Origin of the sequence: Thermosediminibacter litoriperuensis (assembly GCF_008124715.1) — a bacterium.
In the GTDB taxonomy this organism is placed as follows: Bacteria; Bacillota; Thermosediminibacteria; order Thermosediminibacterales; family Thermosediminibacteraceae; genus Thermosediminibacter; species Thermosediminibacter litoriperuensis.
The window spans coordinates 73,960-94,682 of sequence record NZ_VNHO01000007.1 but is presented as its reverse complement, the minus strand read 5'-3'; the positions used below and the strand labels follow the sequence as shown (position 1 = coordinate 94,682).

The following is a 20,723-nucleotide window of genomic DNA, read 5'->3' as shown; positions in this document are numbered from 1 at the left end:
AAATTTATACCCTCCTTTCCAGCTCCCTCACAAAAAGCCTTTCCAACACCCTTAAAATCCTATCAATACTGTATCCCTGCCCTACGGCTACGGACGCCGCAAGAAAAGCCATCTGCGGAGAGATGTTTTTTCTGCCTTGATCTTCTCCTTTCCCGAAAAGAATTTCTGCAAGCATAAGGACCGGCTGTGACTTCAAAAGTGCGTATTCTCTCATAGGTATCGTTAATGCCGGATTGTGGGGGTCGAACAAAGATAATTCACGCCGCGATATTTCGGCCTTTTCTCCGGCAATCCTTGCGGCGTCCAGGAAAACACCGTAAAGTTTAGCGCTCTCTTCATACTTCTCCAGTGCGTCCATAATAAAACCTCCATTTAAAAAAGCACTTCGGCAAATTCCATACAGAAGTGCTTATCCTATTCAAGTCCTTTTTCTATCTGATATTTCAATTTCGAAAGCTCATAGATAATCCCTATACGGAAATCTAGCAGTTCATCCTCTAGCTTTGTGTTGTTGTGACTGTTGTACCAATATAACCCGTCCGTATGGACGTGTTCAAAAAGTCCTGTAATGTCGTATTCAACAGCTTCGATAAATCCCTTTTTAAATCCCACACCAGCGGATGTAGAATGCATTCCGTTATATACAAAACATATATTGACAGGTGAAAAATAGTGAGCAAAATGATTATATTCATCGTATATAAATTCGTTGCTCCCTATATTTTTAATATTTTCTCTCATCCTTTTCCTATGCCATGGAAAAACCAGGACACATTCTTCGGCCAAATCCACTTTTTTTGTCCCAATTTTCCTTTCAAAAATTGATATCTTTTTCTCAGTTTCATCATAATAAGAATATGGGAAAGGCAGAGGAATCCTTATTCCTTTATCAAAATACTCTTCCCGATAAAAGATATTCGTGAGAAAATCGTATTTTAGATCTTCCTTAATTACATCGAGCATAAAATCCAATATCAGAATCTTATCTTCCTTCGTCTTTTCGTTTTCTAAGGCCTGATGGGCAAACTCAAGGGCATATTTAAACTCGTAGGCTCGCTCTATTTTATCCAGAAAAACTTTCCTTTTTATTACCTTTTTTATAAACCTGTCAAATATAATCTTTCATCACCTCTTTCTCTAGCAGATTGAGAATGTTGTAATAAATCCTTCCCTGAAGGAAAGGTTCGTAATATATTAGAGAAATAAGCTCATTGCACGCTCTCATATACTTCTTTTCATTAAGAGCTTTTTTAATCCTAACAAGATAAGGGATATACGATAAATGCAGCATATTCTTTTCATACTTTCTAGAAGGTTTTATTTTCTTCAATTCCTGGTAAAAGTCCTTCAGAGCCTTTTTTGCCTCCAAATTTTTCTCTTCTCCTTCATTATTATCCCAGCTGTCGTAAGGTCTCAAAATAGAATAAAGTTTTTCCATCCAACATCCCTCCGAATCAGTTAAAAAAATCAATAGGGTTGACGGCTTTTCCGCCGACCATGACCTCAAAGTGTAGGTGCGGTCCGGTGCTCTTTCCCGTCGACCCTACATAGCCTATAATCTCCCCGGCCTTAACTTCCTGTAACGGCTTTACAGCCGTCCCGGAAAGGTGTGCGTATCTCGTCTCCATGCCGTTCTCGTGCCAGATAAAAACTGCGATGCCGTAGCCGCCGCACCATCCTGCGTAGGCCACCCTGCCGTCAGCCGCCGCTACTACAGGTGTGCCTGTTGCCGCGGCGATGTCTATCCCCTTGTGGAAGCCATCGGTGCCGTGGACGGGGTCAATCCTCGGGCCGAATCCGGAAGTTATACTGTAGATACCGGGAAGCGGCCATTTTATAAAGCCTTCCGAAGGCATCCAGCCCGGCGGGACGCCGGTGCCGACATCACGAAGAGATGAAAGGTCGATACTCAGGAACTCTTTAACCTTCTCTTTTTCCTCTTCTGAGAAAATGAGTTCGTCCAGCACCTCATCCAGGCTCCTCAATCTATATATGGGATAACTCCTTACGACCGGCGGGTCTCCTTCCTCTACCTCTATCTCATCCGTCTTTTCGATAAACATTTCAGCCAGCCTTTCGGCTCCGGCGGTAGTAGCCTTACTGAAGTCCTGCTTAAATCTAACTGCATCTATAGCCACCAAAGGCCTCCAGTCGACATTGACGCCTTCACTGTATGGGTTTTTAGTAGTTTCGCTTACCTTCTCAGCGGCATCGACATAAATTTTAATCTGGCTCGGAGCAGCAAGCGGGACCCTCTCGTATGCAACTATGGGCCCCGCGAAAAGCAGAATGAGCAGTATAGCCGGTATAAAAAAAGCGATAAGCAGGAATTTGATGACCTTTTCCGGTTCCGGCAAGAAAGCCAAAATCAGTCTCCCAACAAAATGCATCAGCTTCCGCCTCCGGTAAGATACTGCAATTCATAGGGTGCGGCTTCGATTTTAAGATGGATCCTCTGCGAGCCGGCCACCAGGAGGCCTTCACCTCTTTTTGCCGTGGCCAGGAGGTCGTGTTCGGCCTCGGAAAGGTTCATGAGGCCTGAGATAGCCTCAAGGTCTTTTTCTCCCTGGGCGAGAAGCAGTTTATAACAAGGATTATCTAACAACGCCTGACCGTACCTCTGCACTTCCGGAGCAAGGAAGTCTATAACGTTCTGGCTTATGACAACGAGACTCCCCATATACTTCCTGATGCGCTTGGAAGTATCGCGAAGGAAGGCCAGAGCCTGGGGCGTCTGCGGGTCAACCAAAAGCCATGCCTCGTCCACTACAAGTATGGTCCTTTCCTGTCGGTCTCTTTCGATGATATTCCAGGCAAAGGAAAGGACATTGAAATACTGGGCCTTCCTTACCCCTTCGTCGGCATTCTGAAGGTCGTGGACATCGAGCACGATGAGGTCCGACTCTGCTTTCGCCGTACTGGGGCCTGCCCATAGATAGGCATCGGCACCTTCGGCGCACCTTTTCAAAAGCACCGCAAGCCGGCCATAAGTTTCAGGTTGTTTTTGAGCCTGTTCGAGGCAGTATTCGTAAAGCTCCTTCGTAGTGGGCCATTTATCATTCGGAATATCTGCTGGGTCTGTGTCCCAAGTTATTCCAGCATTGCGGTATACCTCTACCAGGGCATCCTCCAAAGCTGCCTTCTCAATATCCGCAAGGTCGCGAAGGTACAGACTGAAGAATGTCCTCAGGGTCTGAATATGGAGGGCGAGCGGACTTTGAAGGACAGCGTCGCCCCCTTCATCTTCACCCACCGGCCTTAAACGCACCTGAAGTGGATTAATCCTGCCTTCACCGCCAGCGCAGTTGACCCATGAACCGCCGAGTAGTTTACACAACTCTTTATACTCCCGTTCAGGGTCGATAATTATAATTCTGCTGCCCTGTATGTACTCTCTCAGGATTTTCATTTTAGCTGCAAAGCTTTTACCTGCGCCGGGTTTTGCAAGAATAATCCAGTTAGAGTTTGTTCTGTCGCCGCCGCGCTTCCAGATATCCACCAGCACCAGGCCGCCGTCTCTGTCTCTCCCCAGGACAATGCCGCTGCCGTCGTTTATACCGCTGGCCGTGAAAGGAAAGCTGGCGGCCACCGTCTCCGCCGGCATGTTCCTTGCCCCTGCTTCACGGACATCCTCCGGAAGAACGCACCAGGGTCCTGCCGCTTTTAGGCCGTCCTCCTGCCGGAAGACCAGAGTCCTCCCCCTCATGCCGGAGGCGGCAAGTGCCGCCTCAACCTGGCGGGTACGGCGGTCCAGAGTCTGCTGGTCCGGCGCAAGGACCATGAGGATGACGGTAATGTAAAATACCTGCTGTTGTTCCTGGTCTATCTTACGAAGGAGGTCCTGGGCATCTTTGAGGGCTTGTTCGGTCCTCTGCATTGTAAGGGCGTTGCCGCCCATTTCCAGCCTTCCGGCGTATTCGCCAATGGCCTTGTTTATGCTTAATACAAGGTTGGTAGGGTCTGTCGGCTCGATGTGGACGGCGCATACTACTCCAGGAAGCAAGGCGATCCGGGAAAGCCAGGCTGCATTAACCTTGGGAGGATAGCCGGAAATAACCATTATCCTTGCGAGCTGGTCGTTGAAAGTGATCTGACGTGCATTGAATTCGAGTGCCTGGGGCGAAAGCATGTCTATGAGGCCGGTAAGGATGTTAGTGTTTTTTTGTCTTTTCATAATTTGTCACCTCCATTAAGAATATATCGGCGAAAGATACGGCCCGGCGAACGCCGGAGGCCTCTCAAACGCCGCCTGGGCAGGGTGAGAGAAGCAGAAGAGAAGGTCAATAATATCCTGATCGGTGCACATTTCCACTTTCAGTCCGGATTTTTCGAGATTTGTGGCAAGCTCGTGGGCTTTTGTCTTTAATTCATTATTTTCTTTCCCGGAAAGCATTACGTAGAAGCGCCTTTCCATAGCTTCGCCGCCGGTAGCTATAGAGGCAACGTATTTCAAATACTCCTGAATCAGTCTTTTCTTGGTGATATTTATTTCCTCTTTCGATTTTGCCTGGAGGGAATGGATGTAGTGGTCGAGATCCACAGGCCTGCCCATGGAGAATATTTGAATGGATTCTTTCAACCCGTTAATCGCCTCGAACACTGAGTGTATTATTCTTTTTTTCTCGTTGTCGCTTTTCAGCCCGATGTTTAGGGGACGAAGTTTTAAGATACACACAAATTTACCGTCTTTTCGCTTAAGGAGGTTTTCTGTAATATCGCTTACGGGAAGCCATTCCTGGACGGATTTCCTTTTCTGCTCTTCCATTTTGGCTTTTTCGATTTTTACATTTTTATCCTTTGCAAGGATCTTTTTAAGCATCTACATACCTCCCGTAAAGGTATCTTTTCTGTTTTTTACTCCACTTTAGGTAGTATTTAATAAGACTTATCACACTGTTCCCGTCAGGGCCCGGGACTGATAAGAAATAAGAAAGCCCTGCCGGGACGAAGATAACTAAATATCTTATAAAAGATTTTGTGAAAATACCTAAAACCAAATAAAATATAAAACCTGTTAAAAGGCCTGTGAGGACAAAGAAAAGTTCTTTCCACCCAAAACCCGGGAAAAACTCAAACCTTGCGGAAATGTTTTTCGGCACCTGATACATAAATACTACCCCCTCAACATGATTCTCCTTAAGATCAACATACTACCCGCCGTCTGGCCGGCGTGGCCCATAGCGGAGCCCATTCCGGAATGGTAGGCGAACTGCCGAAGCACCGCCGGGGTTTTGAAAGCGACCCAGAGCCAGCCTAATAGCATTAGCAAATTGAGAATCGGCGAAGAAAAGAACATATTCGCCGCTGTGGAAAGGAATCCGCGTATCATAAAGGTCTGCACGGCCTGAGAAAGGGACAGGACTATGAGCTCCCTCCACCATACGGACCATACCCCTTCGTCGGGCCTGGTAAGCCCTACCGCCATGATGGGACCTGCTACGGCAAGGAATGCAATTTCTACAGCCCTTATGCCGATCTGAATGAGTATCAGTGCCCATATAATTACTGCCGCGAATGACGTCACGACGAGGGCTGCCGAGAATGACGCCGAAAGTGAAAATATTGTGTTCAATGGGTTATCTGCATTTGTAGAGGGTAGTTTTGCAACTGCCCTGGCAAGCTCTCCGCCGAATTTGTAGACAGTAGTAACTGCCCAGGGGCCTGCCCCAATCATAAAAGCTGAAAAAGCGGACCGCCGAAGGAGACTCAGAGGCTCAGCTCCCGGGTCTCCGGAACTGTAAAGTATGTACGACTTCACCGCCTCGGCGGCCACTTTCACACCTAAAAGGCTCCCCGCCAGTGTCCTGGAAAGCGAAATTGCGTTGACTACGTAAGGCGTTTCAAGGATTTTCAACGCCAGAGCCATTTCATCCCCGGCAAAAGCGACAAAAACGCTTAAGATGCTGTCAAGAAGATTGGTTATAAAGTCTGTAATAGCAGTATTAATAAGGTTAGATATAACGTTCATACTAAAACCTCCATTATAGAGAAGATAAAGGGGCCCGCTCACGAGCCCCTTTATTTATTGAAAGTAAGAGAGAAATACCTTTACCAGCGATGCGGCGCTCATGCCGACGGCCCCACCCACCAGGACATTCCTGATGGACCTGTTGTGCGCGGCGGTGACAGACGGGTCGCCATCCCCCATCTGCTTCATGAGGGCGTGGTAGCCTATAGCCGCACCGCTGGCCGCGGGGATGATATAGAGGATCCAGGTCATTACATCATTTAACAAATTAGCAGCACCCGATACGAAAGTAGGCATAAAATCTCCTCCTTACCTGAGTTTTAATAATAAGTTCTCGTTATCCCGGCACACATTTTCAGTTTTCTTTTCCACCTCGCCCGCCGATACGCCGGGGACCCACACCGGCGGGGCGGTGACCACCTCCTTTTCTTTTTCTTCAGAAGAAATAGATGAAGTTAGGTCTTTTGTTGCCGGCCATTCGGAAAGGTCCGGCAGGGGAAGCCAGGCCGGATTGCACCTAGCCTGTAGCACCAGTGCCCTGTCCGTAGGCCACCTTAGCACTTCGTCGGGCAGCAAAAGAGGCCTCCCCGTGAGGCCTTCCGTCGTGCCGTGGCTGTAGTCGGTATGCCGTACCTGTGAAGAGTAGCTTTCAGTCCTTACCGTATACTGGCCAGTCTTCCCGCTTATTACCTTTGCCGTATCCAAATCCGTCGTAAGTATATACACCCATGTGGCGCAGTTGCCTGTAATGGTCTGTGAAAGCTCTTTATACTTTGCTTTAATTTGAGAGAGATCTTGAACAGCCAAAAGGAACCTCATGCCCCGACCGGCGGCCACTGTAATTTTTCTGTCGAATTCGGGAATTGGAGGGAGGTTGCCGAATTCGTCCAGTAGGAAATTGACCTTCTGCGGCAACTTGCCTCCGTTACGATTAGCAAGGTCCACCAAAGCCTGATAGCTCTGGGCTATATACAGGGTCGCCAGGACGTTTCGGGTGCCTCGCTCGTCGGGTATGACTATAAACACGGCCGCCTTTTCTCTGCCGGGTATGTCCAGGTCATGGTCCTGGCGAGACGTGAGCCATACCACCGCCGGGTCAGCCCAGAGTCTGAGCTGTGCTGCGGTGCCAGTAAAAATTGAGCTTCTAAGTCTATCTTCCGAAAGGGCTGCAACGCCGTAGGCCGATGATGCGGGGTGGCCTTTGGGCAAAGAGCGGAAATAATCGTCCAGCATATCGCCGCCGTTTGCGCCGAGGCGGTGCAGCATTTCATAGACACTTCCGAGATGTCTGCAGTCATCCGGCGCAAAAGAAGCGACGGCAAGGATCAAGGCGGCGGTGAGGCTTTCCTGGGACTGCGGCCATATAGGGTCGTCTCCATGATACTGTTGTTGATTGGTTATTATGTGGGCTATGTCCCACGCGGCCTGGCTGGCGGCGGAATAATCACCGTCCTGCAAGGCAAATGCTACAGACAAGAGAGGGTTCCACTGGTTGCCTCTATAAGGGTCCCGAAGGTCTATAAGGATCGCTTTGTATCCGAGTTTCTTTAAATATCCTGACGAAAATTTGAAAAGCTCTCCTTTGGGGTCGGATATAACCATACTTTCTCCTGCCCGTGCCAGAGTCCATATGGTCGGCAGTATAATTCTCCTTGACTTGCCGCTCCTAGTGGACCCTATGACGAGACAGTGGGTGTCTCCGGTGTCAAGCCACGCCCTAAAATTCCTGCTGAGTTCAGCACCTACTACAAAACCTCCTTTCGGGGGGGTGTTGTTTTTTGTATCCCATATTGTCAGCGTCTTTGATACTTCTTTTTTCGTCCTCCACCGGGCAGTACCGTGCTGGCCCTGGCCGGCAGCCTCAGGAAGCCCCATCTCATCAGTTTTCCTTTTCCTTCGCCCGTAGATGGGGAAGAGGGCTGAAAGTATTGCTGCGGCAACGGCTGGCTGGAACCAGAGCCAGGGGGTCCGTATATTTTCTTTTCTCAACAGAAATATACCTGACATAGGATTCTCTCTTGTATACATCCTCCAGGTCTGGAAGCCTTTTTGAAATCCGTGATCACGTGCGTAAATCGGCAAGCTGCATAATAAAGGCGCAAAGATAAGATCGAAAATGAGTATTAAAGCAGCTACTGCTATTCTAAATTTCACGGCTTTTTCCCTCCCTCTCGGCCTCTCTTTTTTTCCTCTGCATTTCCCTTTCAGCCGCAAGAAGGACCTGGGCCTCGGCCCGGAGCCTTTCCCGCTCTAGTGCTCTCCATGCTGAACGCCACACGTAATTGGTAAGTTTTGTGATATCCAGTTCCCTTTCTTTCGATTCAACAGCTTTTATAGCTGCAGCACCTCTTAATACAATCTGTGCTACCCGATCACGGATATCCTCATAAGCTTTTTCAGCTGCTCTATTAAGGGCTTCGGTCCTAAGTGTATGATGAGCAGCAAGCTGTTTGGCAAGTTCCTTGTATTTATCTACAGATGCTAAAAAGCCGGGCTGTCTTAAGATCCAGTCTGATATTTCTCTTGCTTTTTCTTTTACTTCGGTAGGCATATATGCAAGTGCAATACGGCCTTTTCCCGGCATAATACTGGAAAGTCCCTTAAGTTGGTTTAGCAATTCTTCCCTTGTCTTGGGGAGTAGGGTAGGTGAGAGACCCGGTTCCTGTCCGGCAAGGGCTCGGACTTCCAGGCTTGCTTTTTTAATTTCTCGTATAACGCTTAAAATATCTTTTCTTGCCGTATCTCTAATCAGGTCTCTAATCGCCGATTTTTCCGCTGTAAGGGCAAGTCTTTCTTCCGCATATATTTCACGAACAAATACCCTGCGAAGGTCCTTTCGTTCCCCAAAAGAAAGGACACCCTTGGAGCGCTGGGGTGTCTTTTCCCAAATGACTACATGGACGTGGGGGTGTCCCTGGGCCTGATGAAAGGCGGCAACCCATTTCAAATTCGACTCTTGAATACCCATTTTAGCAGCGGCCTCAGGCATTGAGGCCCTGAGCGCCTTCTCCCAGGCCTCCCTGGCAGTATATCCGAGCCTTACAGCGTCTTCTTCCTTTAATGACAGGACCATGCGCCAGACAATGCCATTGTGATTTTTAAGCTCTCGCTGAACTTCCCTCAGGTCAGGCGTTTCGCTTTCGGGGCCGAACAGTCCGTGGCTGCCGGGTCTTTCATCCATATACTTTGCGTGGCCAGCGGCGGTACCGGGATCTGCATCTAGGTCGTCACCTATGTTGAGTTCGCCTCTATCTGCACCTGGTCTAGTAGCAATATATTGTATATGTGCTGCGTTTCTTGCCTGATTTATATTCGAAGGTTGATAGAAGGCGACTTTCATCACAAATGGAGCGTGGTTCATTCTTCTTCATCCTTCTCTCTGAGATAGGCGACGGCCTTGGTCCTCGCCATTTGATATAATTCGAGCGCATTACTCTTACCTAAGTCGGCAATACACTGTGTATTAAGATACATAGAAGTGGCTGCTGCTACCGCGGCTTTGGCTGCAAGTTTGGCTAAACGGTCTTCTGTGGGCTTCAGGATGTCGCGCATAGCCCTTCTTACTGCGTCGGTTACTTTATCGATACCATCATTTGCTGCTTCAACAGCAATTGACTCCGTAAGCATTTTCCTCGCTATAGCTGAAATAGATTCCTTTCTCCGAGATGCCAAACCGACTAAAGCTTCGTAAATATCTTCTGGTAAACACACATATATTTTCTTCAGAATAAACCCTCCTTTCAATAGACCTCAAAAGCACCTTTGACGGATATAAGAAAAACAAAGGTTAAATGTAAATGAAGGTGCTCTTAAGCACCTCATATTTAGGATGTTCACCTCGAAAAGCACCTCACTAAAAACCAAATCCGCCGGGCACTGCCCGGCGTGTGTGATGCCTGCGGTGCATATCGCCTTATCCTGCATTTAAAAGAAAAACGGTTAAATGAGAGATTTTTCCCATTAGAAAGATAAGATATCTTCCAGACTTTCTATCAGGATTTTTTCGGCCGTATCATCGCCAGCCGCTTCTGGCTCAACTCCTTTCTGCGGGGTAGGTAGAGAAAGACCGGAAGCTTCGATTTTTTCAAGTATGATTGCCATTCTTGATATTTTTTCACCAAAGTCTCTATAAAAGCGAAGTGCATTTTTTATGTAGGGACTTCTCTCATTCCTACCCAGGCTTTCCAATAGCTGTTGAATGTCCTCGTCTCCTTTTCCCAGTCTGAAACTATATATCTTCAATCCGCTTCACTCCCATATATGTTTACACCCTCTAGACCGCATCCAATAAAGATTAAATGGCTGTAATATCGAAAAATGTATTACACTGTAGACCCTGGTTTGTGTAATAAGTAATACAAAACCGAAAAAATAATCCTGTAAAACCAGTTATATCAACAGTTTAAAGGTGTAAACATACGGTTAGGTATAAATGTAATACAAAATAATTAAAAACCAGCCTGAAACTGGCATAAAGCAAGGCATTGAGGATGTAAACATTATCATTATAGAAATGTAATACAAAAAACAAAAATAACTCGCTTAAGTCGTTGTATCATCTGGATTTAAGGCCGTAAACTTTTTTATGCCTCTCTCGCAAAATCGAATGATATATTTCAATTCTCTCGAAGTGAGGTAATTCTTCTCTCTCATATATTCTTTGGCCATCTGCTTCATGAGGTTCCAGGCATTCTCATAAGGGTTATACTTCATTTGGCCACCTTCACCTTCTTTTCTTCCAGTTCCGCCACCTTCAAAAAGCCTCTGGCGTTTGCAAGCTGAGGTTCTCGTAAAAGTATCGTGTTTTCGTATATATCGGTGAGGAATGCCTGGAGATCCTTCGCACCACCGCCGGCCAGAAATACGGTGTTGAAAAAGTCCAGTTTATTGCCCCATACAGCCTTGAGCCTGTCCTTTATAATCCTTGCGGTTTCGGCTTTCACATTCCTGAGTTCCTCCGTAAAGTCCAGAAGCTTCCCGCGAAAGAATATCCTGCCTTCACTTATCAGCCTCATAATCTCCGGCACGTCCAGTTTGCTTCCGGTCTTCTGGGTGAAAAGCTTATCAGCTGCGTTGTAAAGCGAAGATATGCCAGCATCGATAGTACCCGAAAGGTCCTCTCTAAGGATTAACTGGTCCTCCACGAGGAAGACTATAAAGTCGGTGGTCCTGAAGCCTATATCCACCAGCCCCAGGTAACTGCCTTTAACCAGGTATTTATGAAGGTCATCCATAATAGCGCAATAAACTGCTCCGGCCGCCTGAGGAAAGATAGTGATTTTATCAAATTTTATTACCGTTACTTTTTCATCCCCTTTGAAACACGCCAGCGTCTTATATCCCTTAAGCATCTCTCTAAATTCTTCCTTCTTATGGATGTACTGTTCAAGAGGCAAACCGGTTACGAGGTGGACCGGCCTTTTATCTTCGGGGAAAAGCAAAAGGCAGGAAGCGGCGATAAGCACCCTGGTGTTCGGGTGATTTATCTTGTCCTGGTCAAAAGCATAAGAGACGTTCCTGCTTTCCCGCTTTGCCAGTTCTCCAACAAAACATTCGTATCTTTCACCGTTCATAAGTACCAGATGCATGTTATCAATTACTTTTTCCTGATTATTCTCAAATAAACTTTTCAAAGGCCTTTCATACGCATTTCCTACCAACGAAGGGAAAACAACCGCTTTGCCGGCCTCGTTTATACCTTTGACGTACCCGTAACCCAAGTCCAGACCAATTTTAAACATTCACAACCGCCTCCTCTTTTATAATTTCGACCATTACCCTTGCCACGTCGGGGTCAAACTGGCTCCCCGAATTTCTCAATAGCTCATCAATTGCCTCTTTTCCGTTGAGAGCCGCTCTGTAATGTCTGCCCGCCAGCATGGCGTCGGCGGCATCGCAGACGGCCAGTATTCTTGCGAAAAACGGTATGCGGTCTCCCTTCAATCCGTCGGGATAACCGGCTCCGTCATACCTTTCGTGGTGATGCTTCACCGCTTCCACTACACACTCCGGAAAACCCCGGCCCATCAAATAAAATGCTCCCAGTATTGCGTGACATTTGACCACCTCAAATTCATCAGACATCAGCTTTCCCTTTTTCATAAATACCGGACTGGGGATAAAGATTTTGCCTATATCATGAAGTAGGGCAGCCTGAATAAGCACCGCTGTTCTCTTACGTTCCAGAGCCATAAACTCGGCCACTTTGGCGCAAAGTCCCGCGACTCTCGTCTGGTGATTGACAAGGTGTTCCTCGAAGAAATCGGCTTCATAAAAGTTAACCGGCTTCAGGATATCCCGGGTTTGGTAACACCTCCTGCAAAAGCCGCACCTCCCATCGCAGTATCCCTTTGTGAGTTCTACGGAATACAGCCCGTCCTCCCCTTTCACCATGGTGATAAAGAGCTTCATGTTATCTTTCAAAAAAACACCCCCATGAAACGAGAAATGAGGCAAACAAATAAGGCACCAATGGGATTGAATATCTTAATCCCTTTCCGGTAACTAGGGCATATACGAGCGTTACCGTCATGAGTCCGGCCATGGGCAGGACCATGAGAAAAAAATCCCAACCCAGTAAGAAAGCCAGGACGCTCATAAGCTTAATATCTCCGCCGCCTATGCTCCCGCCTGAAATCACTGCAGCTGAAAGATGGACGATAAACACCAGGCCTCCCGTAATAAGACCTTCTTTAAGATTGCGGCAGGCAAGCAGGGAATAAATAAAGAGGGCAAGTACCGCAAGGTCCGGCACTTCCCTCCTTTTCAAATCCACGTAACTCAAATAGCCCAGCAACACAATTACAGGGACGTATCTTATTTTTATCGCCTCCATAACAAAAGGCCCGCATATTTCCTATGCAGGGCCGGAAATCGAATTTTTGCAAAAAGAAACTATTTCCTTTGCGAAATTTATCGCCTTTTCAGCCGTTTCATTATCCGGCATTCCCGATGCTGTCGACCCGGGTAGCGCTGTGGGATACCTCGTGGGGATATAAAACTGGTTTAATATCCGTGCTTTTGGCAGGAGTTTCGAAAAAGACACGTCGTATGTGGCACATAAATTTACGAGGTCCACAATATTGTGTATCCTGGGAAGATTTTGCCTTCTGCTTACCAGAAATGCCTTTAGCGCCTTTTCTGAAGCCTGATGTGCAAAGAAACATACCATATTGAATTTGCAGGCTCTATACATAATCTCACCGGAATCCAGGTCGTCCAGGGCAAATTTAAGCCACCGATTTTCCTCTTTCATAAATTATCTTCCCTTTTTTCAGAATTTCTTCTTCAAAAAATAACCGTCCCCTCATTTCTTCCAATTCCTTAGGAGTATACACAATAATATCTGTTCCCACGTTTGGTTTTACAATTTCAACAACTTCCTCCAGCCTTTCGTAAAACGGTTTACTCGTCTCTTTTACTACGATGAGGTCAATATCGCTCCAATCGTGGATATCGCCTTCTGCCAGAGAACCGAAAAGTATTACCTTTTCTGCCTGATATTCTTCTGCCAGGACTTTAACCATTCTTTCAAGCTCGTTATTCAACAGTTCCACTCTGCTCACACCAAGACACCTCAGTTTGATTTTCTTTTCCCTCCTGACATATTATACCACAACTTTCATTTTTCAATTATGTAAAAACTTCAGTACTGTCATCAGAAATCAAAGAGCTTCCAATTCTCCTAACATTTCCACCAGACATTTACCGCTTGTGACGAAATGTTCGTTGTAATACTCTACCGCTTTTTTTAGAGGTTCAACCGCCTCTTTATCCTTTCTTTCGATGGCTTTTCTGAGAGCACCATATATACCGCTCCATAAAATGTAACTCAATTCGTAATCCAGCGGATGTCCTTTCATTCAATCCCCCCCTGCATTGTATATTTTCTGTGAGGTCGGCCATGCTTTCGAGATGAGGTATAGCTGCGATTGATGGCTGCACTCCCGACCCCCGTCCCTGCCGTGAGCCGCCTCACGGCTTGGCTACCAAAAAAGGTCCCGGCCGGGCGGAGGCAAGGGGCGCGGGGAGGGATAATTGGAGGGGACCCGGACCGCCAGGGACGGGGCGGAGGCCGTTTATGCTCACCGCGGCGAAAGCGGACCCCTTGCCGGAGCCCAAGGCCGGGATATTATAATCGCTGAGGCTGTGAGGGGAATTAATACCCGGCCAGAGGCCGGGGTTGTTGTTATTTTCTATACCACTTTTGCATTTATAAAGGGCACTTCCGCCAGGGCGTAAGCCCGAAAGCAGAGGTCCCCAAGATTTCGGCCCTGCATGGAGCCCTTTATAGGCTCGATGCAGGGCCGGCGTTTAATACCCCATCAAAAACAGGCTGCCTCTGGCCTCATAGTCTTTTATGGCAACAGCTTGCTCTGGCGTAACAATTATAGTGACTACAGCAGGTATCTTGGACTCCTTTTCATACTGACTCTTTTTTTCGTCTTTTTTAGTCGTGTCTTCTCCCATTTTATTTACGACATCAAAAATTACAACCTTCTCAGCAATAATCTTTGAAGCCTCTTTCTGATCCTTAGGCACCCATCCCACATCCACCACATGACCCGGCCTGATCTTACCAGCCAGAGAAGATGTGAGATTCACACTTATAGTTATCCTCCTCATACCTTCCTCTACAACAGGCACTTTTTCCGCAGAGACCATATTTTTTAGTATATAGGAACCGGCGCTAATATCGACTTTTGCGTAACCGGTTACTTTCTCGTTCGGTAAATACATGTCTTTTACGTAAGCTGATTGAGGAATTGTTTTCAAGCCTATCCTTCCAGTTATATCTTCTCCAGCTTCAATGTCGGCTCCTGCAACAACTACCTGTATCTTTTTATCGCTTTCTGCCATACTTTTAAAATATCTGTACTGTAAAAACGTTAATCCCGTAGCAAGTAATAAACTAATCACAATTAAGACCGTTTTTCTTTTAAATGCAAACATCCATTATTCCTCCTGCAGATTGTAATAATTGTCAACATCCCGGTGTAAAGTTATATCAACATATTCACCGAAAAGCCCTTTTAAAACCGGCCTCCTGGTTTTAAACCTTAAAACCACGTGAATGGCCGTGTTTTTTATGTAAGTACCCCGGGGGCAAAATGCCGGGTAGCTTTCCGGATTGTATACGATGAACTCGTCCACATACACCGGCCCGACGGCGACACTCCCCGGCAGGGGGTTCATGCCGGCGTCGAGCTTCATGTTGTTCCGAAGATATTCGTAAAATGTATCCCTTGCGGCATTAGCATCCAATACGTATTCGCCGTAAGCTATGTCCAAAGGATTTACACTTTTCAATGCAGCAAGTGCCGCGGCAGTCACAGCATCGTCCGCGGCATTCTTTATCGAGTAAAGGAACTTGCTTTCCACCAAAAACATGCTGAAAGTCATAAAGGGTATTAGGAACAGCAAGCCGAATATTATAGTACCGCTTCCCCGCTTATCTCTCATACTTTTTGCTGACCGACGAAATAGGTCCGTAAACCATCTGGACATTCTCATCAACCCTTCGTATTCCTCCCAGGGTAATGCTGTACCTCCTGATAACCGTATCCATCGCAATCCTAATTTTTACCTCCTCACCGTAGGGGACGGGGTACGGGGTGTAATCTATATGCACCTTGTTGAGGTCTATTCCTTTCGACTGGAGGAAGGCCTCCAGCGTATAAAGCGCATCAGCCATCATCCCGCCTTCTATCTCCATCCTGAGTATAGCTTCCCTTGCGGCCTGGCGCAGGACGTCATAACGCGTCAGGTCCGTGAGCATATTCACCGTATTCGCGATTGGTAGTATAAGAAAAGGCAGCACAAGCACGAAGGCGACTATTTCGGCACTTCCTTTTTTCCAGAAGCTTCTATCTAGCATGTTTAACGGGGGCGGTATTTACCGCCCCTCATTACACCTCCTTACTGACCGTTAAGGACCTGCTCCATCTGCGTGTTTAAGTTGCTTATACCGGTGCTGGTTGTCTGGCCAAGGTTACGAATATATGGAGCTGCGGCCAGAATTATGAAAAGTAGTATAAGCGCTATTGCGACGATTTCGTTGCCTCTGGTGTTGGACAATACTTTCTTAACGGACTCTTTAACCTTTCTAACCAGATTAAGCATTCAAACCTACCTCCCTTTAAAAGAGTAATCTTAGTCCTCCATGAATATTTGTGAAATACGGATACATATACAGCGTCACGATAGACGCCATAAGGAAAAAGGTCGCCGCAAGGACCTTGTACTCCATAGCCTTATCCTGGCGGGCTATTTTGGCCGTCGCGGTGTTGAAGAGCGACGACGACAGGGTAGAGAGGATCTCCAGCGTCCTCCCAGTCCTTTCTCCTTGAAGCAGCGCCATGGCTAATATGTAGGCTTCCGGGAGATTGACTTCGTTACAAAAGTTTTTCAGGCATCCCTCCTTTTCACGGGTCATGATGTATTCGGCGGCGAGCATAGTAAGGACATTTCTCACCTCCTTTGCCTGGGCTGATTCGGCTGCGATGAGGAATATATCTTCTAGCGGCACGTCGGCCGCCGCCCCGAGCTCGAACAGGTCCACTATTTCGGGCATTTCTCGACGGAAGGCCTCCGCACGCTCTTTCTTCGCAAAGTGGATGTATATGTCGATCCCGAACAGCCCTAATAAAATCATCATCAGCGCCTGGATACCTTCCATGCGGGTGAGGTATGCATAAAAAATTGAAAATAAAAAGAGCCCTGCACTGGCGAGGATGTAGGTCTCGGCGGTGAGTCCTAATGGACTGCCGGCGGCCTTAAGATTGGCGTCTATTCTTGAAAGCACGTCCCTTTTCACCGCTCTCTCCACGAAGTTGGAGAGTTCGTCGACCAGCCTTATCCGGTAAATCCTCTTTTTGAGGCGATATATCTCGTATTCCCTTAAAAGGCTGTATACTGCGAACGCCATCACAGGAACAAGAAAAAGGCTGTAAATAATCTTGATCCCTCCTTTTTACGCGGAAGAATTGATGTTTTTGATCATGTAAAGTCCAAAAATGACGGCGGCGGCATTGCAAACCGCTATAGCCTGGCCGGTAACCGTATTCCTGATTGTGGTCGCCACTTCCGGGTCGTTCGATATATTGAACATGAGGACGAGGTTTATCACAATCATGAAAAATATGACCAGGCTCCCCACGGACGCATTGGCCGACTTAATAGCCTCAAGGGAATGCAGCTTCTCAGCCTGCTCCCGGAGTTTCGTCAGGGCTTTCCCAAAGTTGCCGCCGTATTTTGCGTTCATTTTGGCAAAATTGATGAACTTCCTGAATTCCTTATCGCCGGCTTCAATGGCTATATTGTCCAGACATTCAGCAATGCTTCGCTGGGTCTTTTCAAACAAAAAGACGTTTCTTTTCAGGATAGATCTCAACGGCTCCGAAACGTAAGCCGCGGTGGATTTAAGGGCGTTTATTATATTGCCTTCAATGTTGTAGAAGCCGATAAATGTAGACAGAAAAGTCAAATATGCCGATTTAATCTTCCTGGCATTCACCGAAGAAAGGAACATCATACCGGCGTATGGGATATATACTAAGGCGACGGCATAGAACAGCGTCGCAAATCCAAGTCGGCGGAAGAAGCAGAGGCTGGCCAGAAATAATATGCAGCTGATAAAGGCCATATTTTTTGCATCGAGAAAGGGTAATTTGCCTTTCATACCGGACCTTGCCAGAAGTGCGTCTATGCCTTTCAGGACGATGCTCCTGCTTTCCAAGAAACTGAAGGCTTTCCTGTATCGTGAAAAATAGCTTTCGAAAAATCGCCTCCTGAATTTTGCCCGTTCAATATTAACTGCAGCGGTGTATATGAGCACGAATAGAATTGCAAACTGCAGGAAAGTTACGTAGGGCAAATACCGCCGCCCCCTTTCGGCTCGAATATTTCTTTGACTTTGTAGTTTTCTATGAAAATAATCAGGTCCAACGACGCAAAGAGCATTTCCCGTAGGTCACTCACCGGTACGTCGGTTCCTGACCGCTTCATCAGTAATACCAACCTGTTCACAACCTCACCGGCGGAATTAGCGTGGACCGTAGCCATGCTCCCACGGTGGCCGGTATATACGGCATTGAAAAAGTCCATCGCTTCACGGTCTTTGATCTCGCCAATGAAAATACGGTCCATACTCATAAGCAGGCCTATCTTTGTGAGTTCGAACAGAGTATAGTCCTTCACTTCGGGGTTATCCGAAAGTCTTACGAGCTTGCAGATTATGTCTGGATGCCTGGGTCTAATTTCAAATGTCTCCTGGATCAAAAGGCCTCGCTCTTCGTGGGGGACTTGATCTATCAGTGCACCTAAAAGCGTTGTTTTGCCGCTACCGCCCTTGCCGGCTATGACTATTGTCTTTTTCTCCAGGACCGCGTTTTGGAAGAAATCAGCCTGTTTGTCCGTTAGCATGTTTCTCTCCACCAGCTCGGGAAGAGAAAATCCTGTAGTCGGCTTTCTGATTGATATTGAAGGAGAAAGGACGTTAATAGGCTTCAAAGATATAACGATCCTCAAATTCCTCTTCCTGTCTGTAAGAACCGCTTCGGCGTTGTAGTTTTCGTCCAATTTTCCGCCGCACATGGCGGCGATTTTATAACAGTATCTAGTCAGGACTTCCTCGCTCCCAAAATTTACGGAGACGCGGAATTTTTTGCCGAATTTCTTGATATACACGGTATTAAAGGAATTTACAAATATGTCGGAGACTTCAGGGTCTTCGATATACGGGTGCAGCGGCCCGTAACCGAAGAGTGTATCGAATACCCCTCGGACGAAAGCGTCAACGCTGCCGCGACAGATCTTCTTTCCCACAACGACCTCCTTAATTTTGTTCTCCAGGAGCGTCGCGGAACACGTCCCGCTTTCCACTCCCGCTACAAGCTCGGGGCATGATTCGACGATCTCGGTGACCACCTCATCTACGGCACTACTGACGGAATTCTCAATTTTGGGGTCATTCTGATTATGGGAAATTACTATAAAGGGATTAATTAGCGCCAAGGCTTTTCACCCTTTCTGTTGCCCGGATAGGGGAGGAGGAACCCTCTGCTTTGTCATTATCCAAAAATGCAGCTTTCACTATTCTATCGGCATCGGAAATAATATATTTTTGTCCATACCTTACACTGAACGCTTCAATCTCCAGTATCCTTTCCACCGTATGCTGATCTATTTCTCCATGGCCAGCCATGTTCAGCAGAGCTTTAAACCTGTTTTTCCTAACATTCCACCTATTGCAGATGAAGTCTATCATCATGGCCGTGTCTTCGAGACTCCAGCGGTTAGAGAGTAAAACGGCATATATCAAGTCGCTGTTTTTAAGGGACGCATAGGTGGACGAAAAAAATATCCCCGGGCTGGTGTCGATCACAACATGGTCAAACTCTTTCTTAAGCACTTCGATTATGGCCGAAAAGTGTTTTTCCTCGAATTTTGTAAAATCTTCAAGTCCCACACCCGGGAAAATCCATATGCCCTGCTTTTTATACAGGTGTCGTTTGACTACCTCAATCACTTCCTGCCTATTTTCCATGGCCTCGTATATGTCTGACTTCTCCCGAAGGTCAATCCCGAAATACTTATGGACGTGCGGCGTGACTTCCTTAAAATCGGCCAGGACCACCTCGGTTTTGTGTTTCCTCAACGCCAAGGCGAAGGCTATCGCCAGGGAGGTCTTGCCCGTGCTCCCGCCCGCACTCCAGAAAGATATCGTTTTCGGATTCAACATCATCACCTCGCAGTTTTTGCTTTATCATTCTCAAATATTTTTGTGCTGTCTCATGTGAAGCCCGGATACTCATGAGTTCCTTAAGCCGCCTTCTCTGTTCTTCCTCTCGCTTGCTTCTTTTCTCTTCCATGTGCCGAATTTTATCGAAAGTCGAGAGGTCCCAGTCTTCCTCCAGCAAACGGACCAGGAAGCCCTCCGGATGTTCAATATTGTTCCTTTTCAGCTGTTCGCGGAGATATTCGATCGCTTTCCGGACCTTTTCGTACCCGTATTTAGCCACAAGCACTTTTATAAAACGGCCTTTATCTCTTCCGGTTATTTCAAAATAAAGATTACTTAAAGAAACAACAACCCCGGCCTCCGGCCGGGTATCATTGCCGCCGTCACGGGACGGCGGGTTGTTGTTATTTATATATTCTTCTGTTTGTATATTCTTCTGTTTGTGTTCTGAAAAATTTTCAGATACCCCACTGAAAAATTTACAGATACTATCTGAAAAATTTTCAGATACCCCCCTATCTGAAATATTTTCAGATACCCTTTCGCCATCTTCTAATTCCTCAGTTCCTTCTTCAATCGGATTAGCTGTATTATCTTTACTGTTTAAGAGCTCTATAATTGCATCAAAAAGGGGAGAAAAATCATAGTAATTCGTATCTTTTCTGCCCGTCCTATCTAAACGATTTTGAAGAATAAGGTACCCTTTCTCAACTAACGAGTTTTTATAATTATGCAAGGTCCTTTCGCTCACGCCTGTATATGATGCCATTTTTCGCAGAGAAGGCCGCGGTAGTTCAGTGGTCCATTTAAACCGCAGTATCTGGGCCACGAACCAGCATTCGCCGACACTTAACCCGAGCTCTTTCTGGAAAGAGAATATAGCGTCGGGTATACTTGCTATTCCATTTCTGGCAATGATCTCACCGAAGCGGGTGAAGTAGTTACTTGTCATTTTCATCATCCTTAAATAAAAGTTACTAGAAAAAATAAAAACAGCAGCAGGGGTTGTGCGAT

General features: G+C 46.7%; 29 protein-coding genes. 1 reads left to right on the top strand and 28 read right to left on the bottom strand.

All coding sequences use genetic code 11. The annotated features are described in order from the left end of the window. Positions 1–4: 4 nt before the first annotated feature. From LZ11_RS04415 to LZ11_RS04325, 19 genes are all read right to left on the bottom strand, one after another. Entirely contained in the window at positions 5–358 is a 354-nt protein-coding gene (locus LZ11_RS04415) for a hypothetical protein (RefSeq protein ID WP_148866695.1), read from the bottom strand. 56 nt (positions 359–414) lie between these two features. Next, positions 415–1,062: a DUF6710 family protein gene (locus LZ11_RS04410; protein ID WP_148866694.1), complete on the bottom strand. Its 648-nt coding sequence runs from the start codon at positions 1,060–1,062 to the stop codon at positions 415–417. A 46-nt stretch (positions 1,063–1,108) separates the two neighbouring features. After that, positions 1,109–1,438 (bottom strand): hypothetical protein, encoded by a 330-nt coding sequence (locus LZ11_RS04405; RefSeq protein ID WP_148866693.1) that lies wholly within the window; start codon positions 1,436–1,438, stop codon positions 1,109–1,111. A 16-nt stretch (positions 1,439–1,454) separates the two neighbouring features. Continuing rightward, positions 1,455–2,390 carry a M23 family metallopeptidase gene (locus LZ11_RS04400; RefSeq protein WP_148866692.1) on the bottom strand — a complete coding sequence of 312 codons (936 nt, stop codon included), beginning with the start codon at positions 2,388–2,390 and terminating at the stop codon, positions 1,455–1,457. Beyond that, a complete protein-coding gene (locus LZ11_RS04395) occupies positions 2,390–4,174 on the bottom strand; it encodes a VirB4 family type IV secretion system protein (RefSeq protein WP_148866691.1) in 1,785 nt (594 codons plus the stop codon). Before LZ11_RS04395 ends, LZ11_RS04400 begins: the two co-directional genes overlap by 1 nt. 15 nt (positions 4,175–4,189) lie before the next feature. Next, positions 4,190–4,819 (bottom strand): TraC-like domain-containing protein, encoded by a 630-nt coding sequence (locus LZ11_RS04390; protein ID WP_148866690.1) that lies wholly within the window; start codon positions 4,817–4,819, stop codon positions 4,190–4,192. Beyond that, positions 4,812–5,108, bottom strand: coding sequence for a PrgI family mobile element protein (locus tag LZ11_RS04385; RefSeq protein WP_148866689.1), 297 nt, complete (start codon positions 5,106–5,108; stop codon positions 4,812–4,814). Before LZ11_RS04385 ends, LZ11_RS04390 begins: the two co-directional genes overlap by 8 nt. Before the next feature lie 5 nt (positions 5,109–5,113). Then, the gene (locus LZ11_RS04380) at positions 5,114–5,968 is read right to left on the bottom strand and encodes a conjugal transfer protein TrbL family protein (protein WP_148866688.1); all 855 of its coding nucleotides are present in this window, start codon (positions 5,966–5,968) and stop codon (positions 5,114–5,116) included. 54 nt (positions 5,969–6,022) lie between these two features. Then, positions 6,023–6,265, bottom strand: coding sequence for a hypothetical protein (locus LZ11_RS04375; protein WP_148866687.1), 243 nt, complete (start codon positions 6,263–6,265; stop codon positions 6,023–6,025). Between the two features lie 12 nt (positions 6,266–6,277). Then, positions 6,278–8,122, bottom strand: a complete 1,845-nt coding sequence (locus LZ11_RS04370; protein WP_148866686.1) for a VirD4-like conjugal transfer protein, CD1115 family — start codon at positions 8,120–8,122, stop codon at positions 6,278–6,280. Beyond that, complete coding sequence (mobP3, locus tag LZ11_RS04365) at positions 8,112–9,329, bottom strand: MobP3 family relaxase (protein WP_148866685.1); 1,218 nt, start codon at positions 9,327–9,329, stop codon at positions 8,112–8,114. The genes LZ11_RS04370 and mobP3 overlap by 11 nt, the downstream gene beginning before the upstream one ends. Continuing rightward, positions 9,326–9,712 (bottom strand): hypothetical protein, encoded by a 387-nt coding sequence (locus LZ11_RS04360; RefSeq protein WP_246110706.1) that lies wholly within the window; start codon positions 9,710–9,712, stop codon positions 9,326–9,328. Before LZ11_RS04360 ends, mobP3 begins: the two co-directional genes overlap by 4 nt. A gap of 216 nt (positions 9,713–9,928) precedes the next feature. Further along, positions 9,929–10,210 carry a hypothetical protein gene (locus LZ11_RS04355; protein WP_148866684.1) on the bottom strand — a complete coding sequence of 94 codons (282 nt, stop codon included), beginning with the start codon at positions 10,208–10,210 and terminating at the stop codon, positions 9,929–9,931. 467 nt (positions 10,211–10,677) lie between these two features. Continuing rightward, a complete protein-coding gene (locus LZ11_RS04350) occupies positions 10,678–11,709 on the bottom strand; it encodes a ParM/StbA family protein (RefSeq protein WP_148866683.1) in 1,032 nt (343 codons plus the stop codon). Beyond that, complete coding sequence (locus LZ11_RS04345; protein WP_148866682.1) at positions 11,702–12,391, bottom strand: HD-GYP domain-containing protein; 690 nt, start codon at positions 12,389–12,391, stop codon at positions 11,702–11,704. Before LZ11_RS04345 ends, LZ11_RS04350 begins: the two co-directional genes overlap by 8 nt. Next, positions 12,381–12,803 carry a prepilin peptidase gene (locus LZ11_RS04340; protein WP_148866681.1) on the bottom strand — a complete coding sequence of 141 codons (423 nt, stop codon included), beginning with the start codon at positions 12,801–12,803 and terminating at the stop codon, positions 12,381–12,383. The genes LZ11_RS04345 and LZ11_RS04340 overlap by 11 nt, the downstream gene beginning before the upstream one ends. A 21-nt stretch (positions 12,804–12,824) precedes the next feature. Then, positions 12,825–13,223, bottom strand: coding sequence for a HEPN domain-containing protein (locus LZ11_RS04335; protein ID WP_148866680.1), 399 nt, complete (start codon positions 13,221–13,223; stop codon positions 12,825–12,827). Then, positions 13,198–13,524, bottom strand: coding sequence for a nucleotidyltransferase domain-containing protein (locus tag LZ11_RS04330; protein ID WP_222927182.1), 327 nt, complete (start codon positions 13,522–13,524; stop codon positions 13,198–13,200). Before LZ11_RS04330 ends, LZ11_RS04335 begins: the two co-directional genes overlap by 26 nt. A 108-nt stretch (positions 13,525–13,632) precedes the next feature. Further along, positions 13,633–13,830 carry a hypothetical protein gene (locus LZ11_RS04325; protein ID WP_148866678.1) on the bottom strand — a complete coding sequence of 66 codons (198 nt, stop codon included), beginning with the start codon at positions 13,828–13,830 and terminating at the stop codon, positions 13,633–13,635. A 175-nt stretch (positions 13,831–14,005) separates the two neighbouring features. On the opposite strand from LZ11_RS04325, the gene LZ11_RS04320 reads away from it, so the two are divergent. Then, a complete protein-coding gene (locus tag LZ11_RS04320; RefSeq protein WP_148866677.1) occupies positions 14,006–14,209 on the top strand; it encodes a hypothetical protein in 204 nt (67 codons plus the stop codon). A gap of 72 nt (positions 14,210–14,281) precedes the next feature. On the opposite strand, the gene cpaB is transcribed toward LZ11_RS04320, so the two are convergent. Genes cpaB through LZ11_RS12695 form a run of 9 tightly spaced genes read right to left on the bottom strand, consistent with a single transcriptional unit; the run spans position 14,282 to position 20,661 of the window. Next, positions 14,282–14,920 carry a Flp pilus assembly protein CpaB gene (gene cpaB / locus LZ11_RS04315; protein WP_148866676.1) on the bottom strand — a complete coding sequence of 213 codons (639 nt, stop codon included), beginning with the start codon at positions 14,918–14,920 and terminating at the stop codon, positions 14,282–14,284. A 3-nt stretch (positions 14,921–14,923) separates the two neighbouring features. Then, positions 14,924–15,430, bottom strand: coding sequence for a hypothetical protein (locus LZ11_RS04310; RefSeq protein WP_246110705.1), 507 nt, complete (start codon positions 15,428–15,430; stop codon positions 14,924–14,926). After that, entirely contained in the window at positions 15,420–15,845 is a 426-nt protein-coding gene (locus LZ11_RS04305; protein ID WP_148866674.1) for a hypothetical protein, read from the bottom strand. The genes LZ11_RS04310 and LZ11_RS04305 overlap by 11 nt, the downstream gene beginning before the upstream one ends. A gap of 41 nt (positions 15,846–15,886) precedes the next feature. After that, positions 15,887–16,090: a flagellin gene (locus tag LZ11_RS04300; protein ID WP_148866673.1), complete on the bottom strand. Its 204-nt coding sequence runs from the start codon at positions 16,088–16,090 to the stop codon at positions 15,887–15,889. 16 nt (positions 16,091–16,106) lie between these two features. Further along, complete coding sequence (locus tag LZ11_RS04295; protein ID WP_148866672.1) at positions 16,107–16,895, bottom strand: type II secretion protein F; 789 nt, start codon at positions 16,893–16,895, stop codon at positions 16,107–16,109. A 45-nt stretch (positions 16,896–16,940) separates the two neighbouring features. Continuing rightward, the gene (locus tag LZ11_RS04290; protein ID WP_148866671.1) at positions 16,941–17,843 is read right to left on the bottom strand and encodes a type II secretion system F family protein; all 903 of its coding nucleotides are present in this window, start codon (positions 17,841–17,843) and stop codon (positions 16,941–16,943) included. Continuing rightward, positions 17,831–18,982 carry a TadA family conjugal transfer-associated ATPase gene (locus tag LZ11_RS04285; protein ID WP_148866670.1) on the bottom strand — a complete coding sequence of 384 codons (1,152 nt, stop codon included), beginning with the start codon at positions 18,980–18,982 and terminating at the stop codon, positions 17,831–17,833. Before LZ11_RS04285 ends, LZ11_RS04290 begins: the two co-directional genes overlap by 13 nt. Next, a complete protein-coding gene (locus LZ11_RS04280; protein ID WP_342782591.1) occupies positions 18,969–19,643 on the bottom strand; it encodes a MinD/ParA family ATP-binding protein in 675 nt (224 codons plus the stop codon). The genes LZ11_RS04285 and LZ11_RS04280 overlap by 14 nt, the downstream gene beginning before the upstream one ends. Then, a complete protein-coding gene (locus tag LZ11_RS12695; protein WP_246110704.1) occupies positions 19,585–20,661 on the bottom strand; it encodes a helix-turn-helix domain-containing protein in 1,077 nt (358 codons plus the stop codon). Before LZ11_RS12695 ends, LZ11_RS04280 begins: the two co-directional genes overlap by 59 nt. Positions 20,662–20,723 lie beyond the last annotated feature (62 nt).

Bases quoted from the DNA above. Each gene is read 5' to 3' on its own strand.
- LZ11_RS04400 (WP_148866692.1), bottom strand. From the start codon at position 2,390: ATGCATTTTGTTGGGAGACTGATTTTGGCTTTCTTGCCGGAACCGGAA.
- LZ11_RS04405 (WP_148866693.1), bottom strand. From the start codon at position 1,438: ATGGAAAAACTTTATTCTATTTTGAGACCTTACGACAGCTGGGATAAT.
- LZ11_RS04340 (WP_148866681.1), bottom strand. From the start codon at position 12,803: ATGGAGGCGATAAAAATAAGATACGTCCCTGTAATTGTGTTGCTGGGC.
- LZ11_RS04325 (WP_148866678.1), bottom strand. From the start codon at position 13,830: ATGAAAGGACATCCGCTGGATTACGAATTGAGTTACATTTTATGGAGC.
- mobP3 (WP_148866685.1), bottom strand. From the start codon at position 9,329: ATGAACCACGCTCCATTTGTGATGAAAGTCGCCTTCTATCAACCTTCG.
- LZ11_RS04375 (WP_148866687.1), bottom strand. From the start codon at position 6,265: ATGCCTACTTTCGTATCGGGTGCTGCTAATTTGTTAAATGATGTAATG.
- LZ11_RS04335 (WP_148866680.1), bottom strand. From the start codon at position 13,223: ATGAAAGAGGAAAATCGGTGGCTTAAATTTGCCCTGGACGACCTGGAT.
- LZ11_RS04295 (WP_148866672.1), bottom strand. From the start codon at position 16,895: ATGGCGTTCGCAGTATACAGCCTTTTAAGGGAATACGAGATATATCGC.
- LZ11_RS04350 (WP_148866683.1), bottom strand. From the start codon at position 11,709: ATGTTTAAAATTGGTCTGGACTTGGGTTACGGGTACGTCAAAGGTATA.
- LZ11_RS04390 (WP_148866690.1), bottom strand. From the start codon at position 4,819: ATGCTTAAAAAGATCCTTGCAAAGGATAAAAATGTAAAAATCGAAAAA.
- LZ11_RS04380 (WP_148866688.1), bottom strand. From the start codon at position 5,968: ATGAACGTTATATCTAACCTTATTAATACTGCTATTACAGACTTTATA.
- LZ11_RS04395 (WP_148866691.1), bottom strand. From the start codon at position 4,174: ATGAAAAGACAAAAAAACACTAACATCCTTACCGGCCTCATAGACATG.
- LZ11_RS04310 (WP_246110705.1), bottom strand. From the start codon at position 15,430: ATGAGAGATAAGCGGGGAAGCGGTACTATAATATTCGGCTTGCTGTTC.
- LZ11_RS12695 (WP_246110704.1), bottom strand. From the start codon at position 20,661: ATGACAAGTAACTACTTCACCCGCTTCGGTGAGATCATTGCCAGAAAT.
- LZ11_RS04385 (WP_148866689.1), bottom strand. From the start codon at position 5,108: ATGTATCAGGTGCCGAAAAACATTTCCGCAAGGTTTGAGTTTTTCCCG.
- LZ11_RS04300 (WP_148866673.1), bottom strand. From the start codon at position 16,090: ATGCTTAATCTGGTTAGAAAGGTTAAAGAGTCCGTTAAGAAAGTATTG.
- LZ11_RS04415 (WP_148866695.1), bottom strand. From the start codon at position 358: ATGGACGCACTGGAGAAGTATGAAGAGAGCGCTAAACTTTACGGTGTT.
- cpaB (WP_148866676.1), bottom strand. From the start codon at position 14,920: ATGTTTGCATTTAAAAGAAAAACGGTCTTAATTGTGATTAGTTTATTA.
- LZ11_RS04305 (WP_148866674.1), bottom strand. From the start codon at position 15,845: ATGCTAGATAGAAGCTTCTGGAAAAAAGGAAGTGCCGAAATAGTCGCC.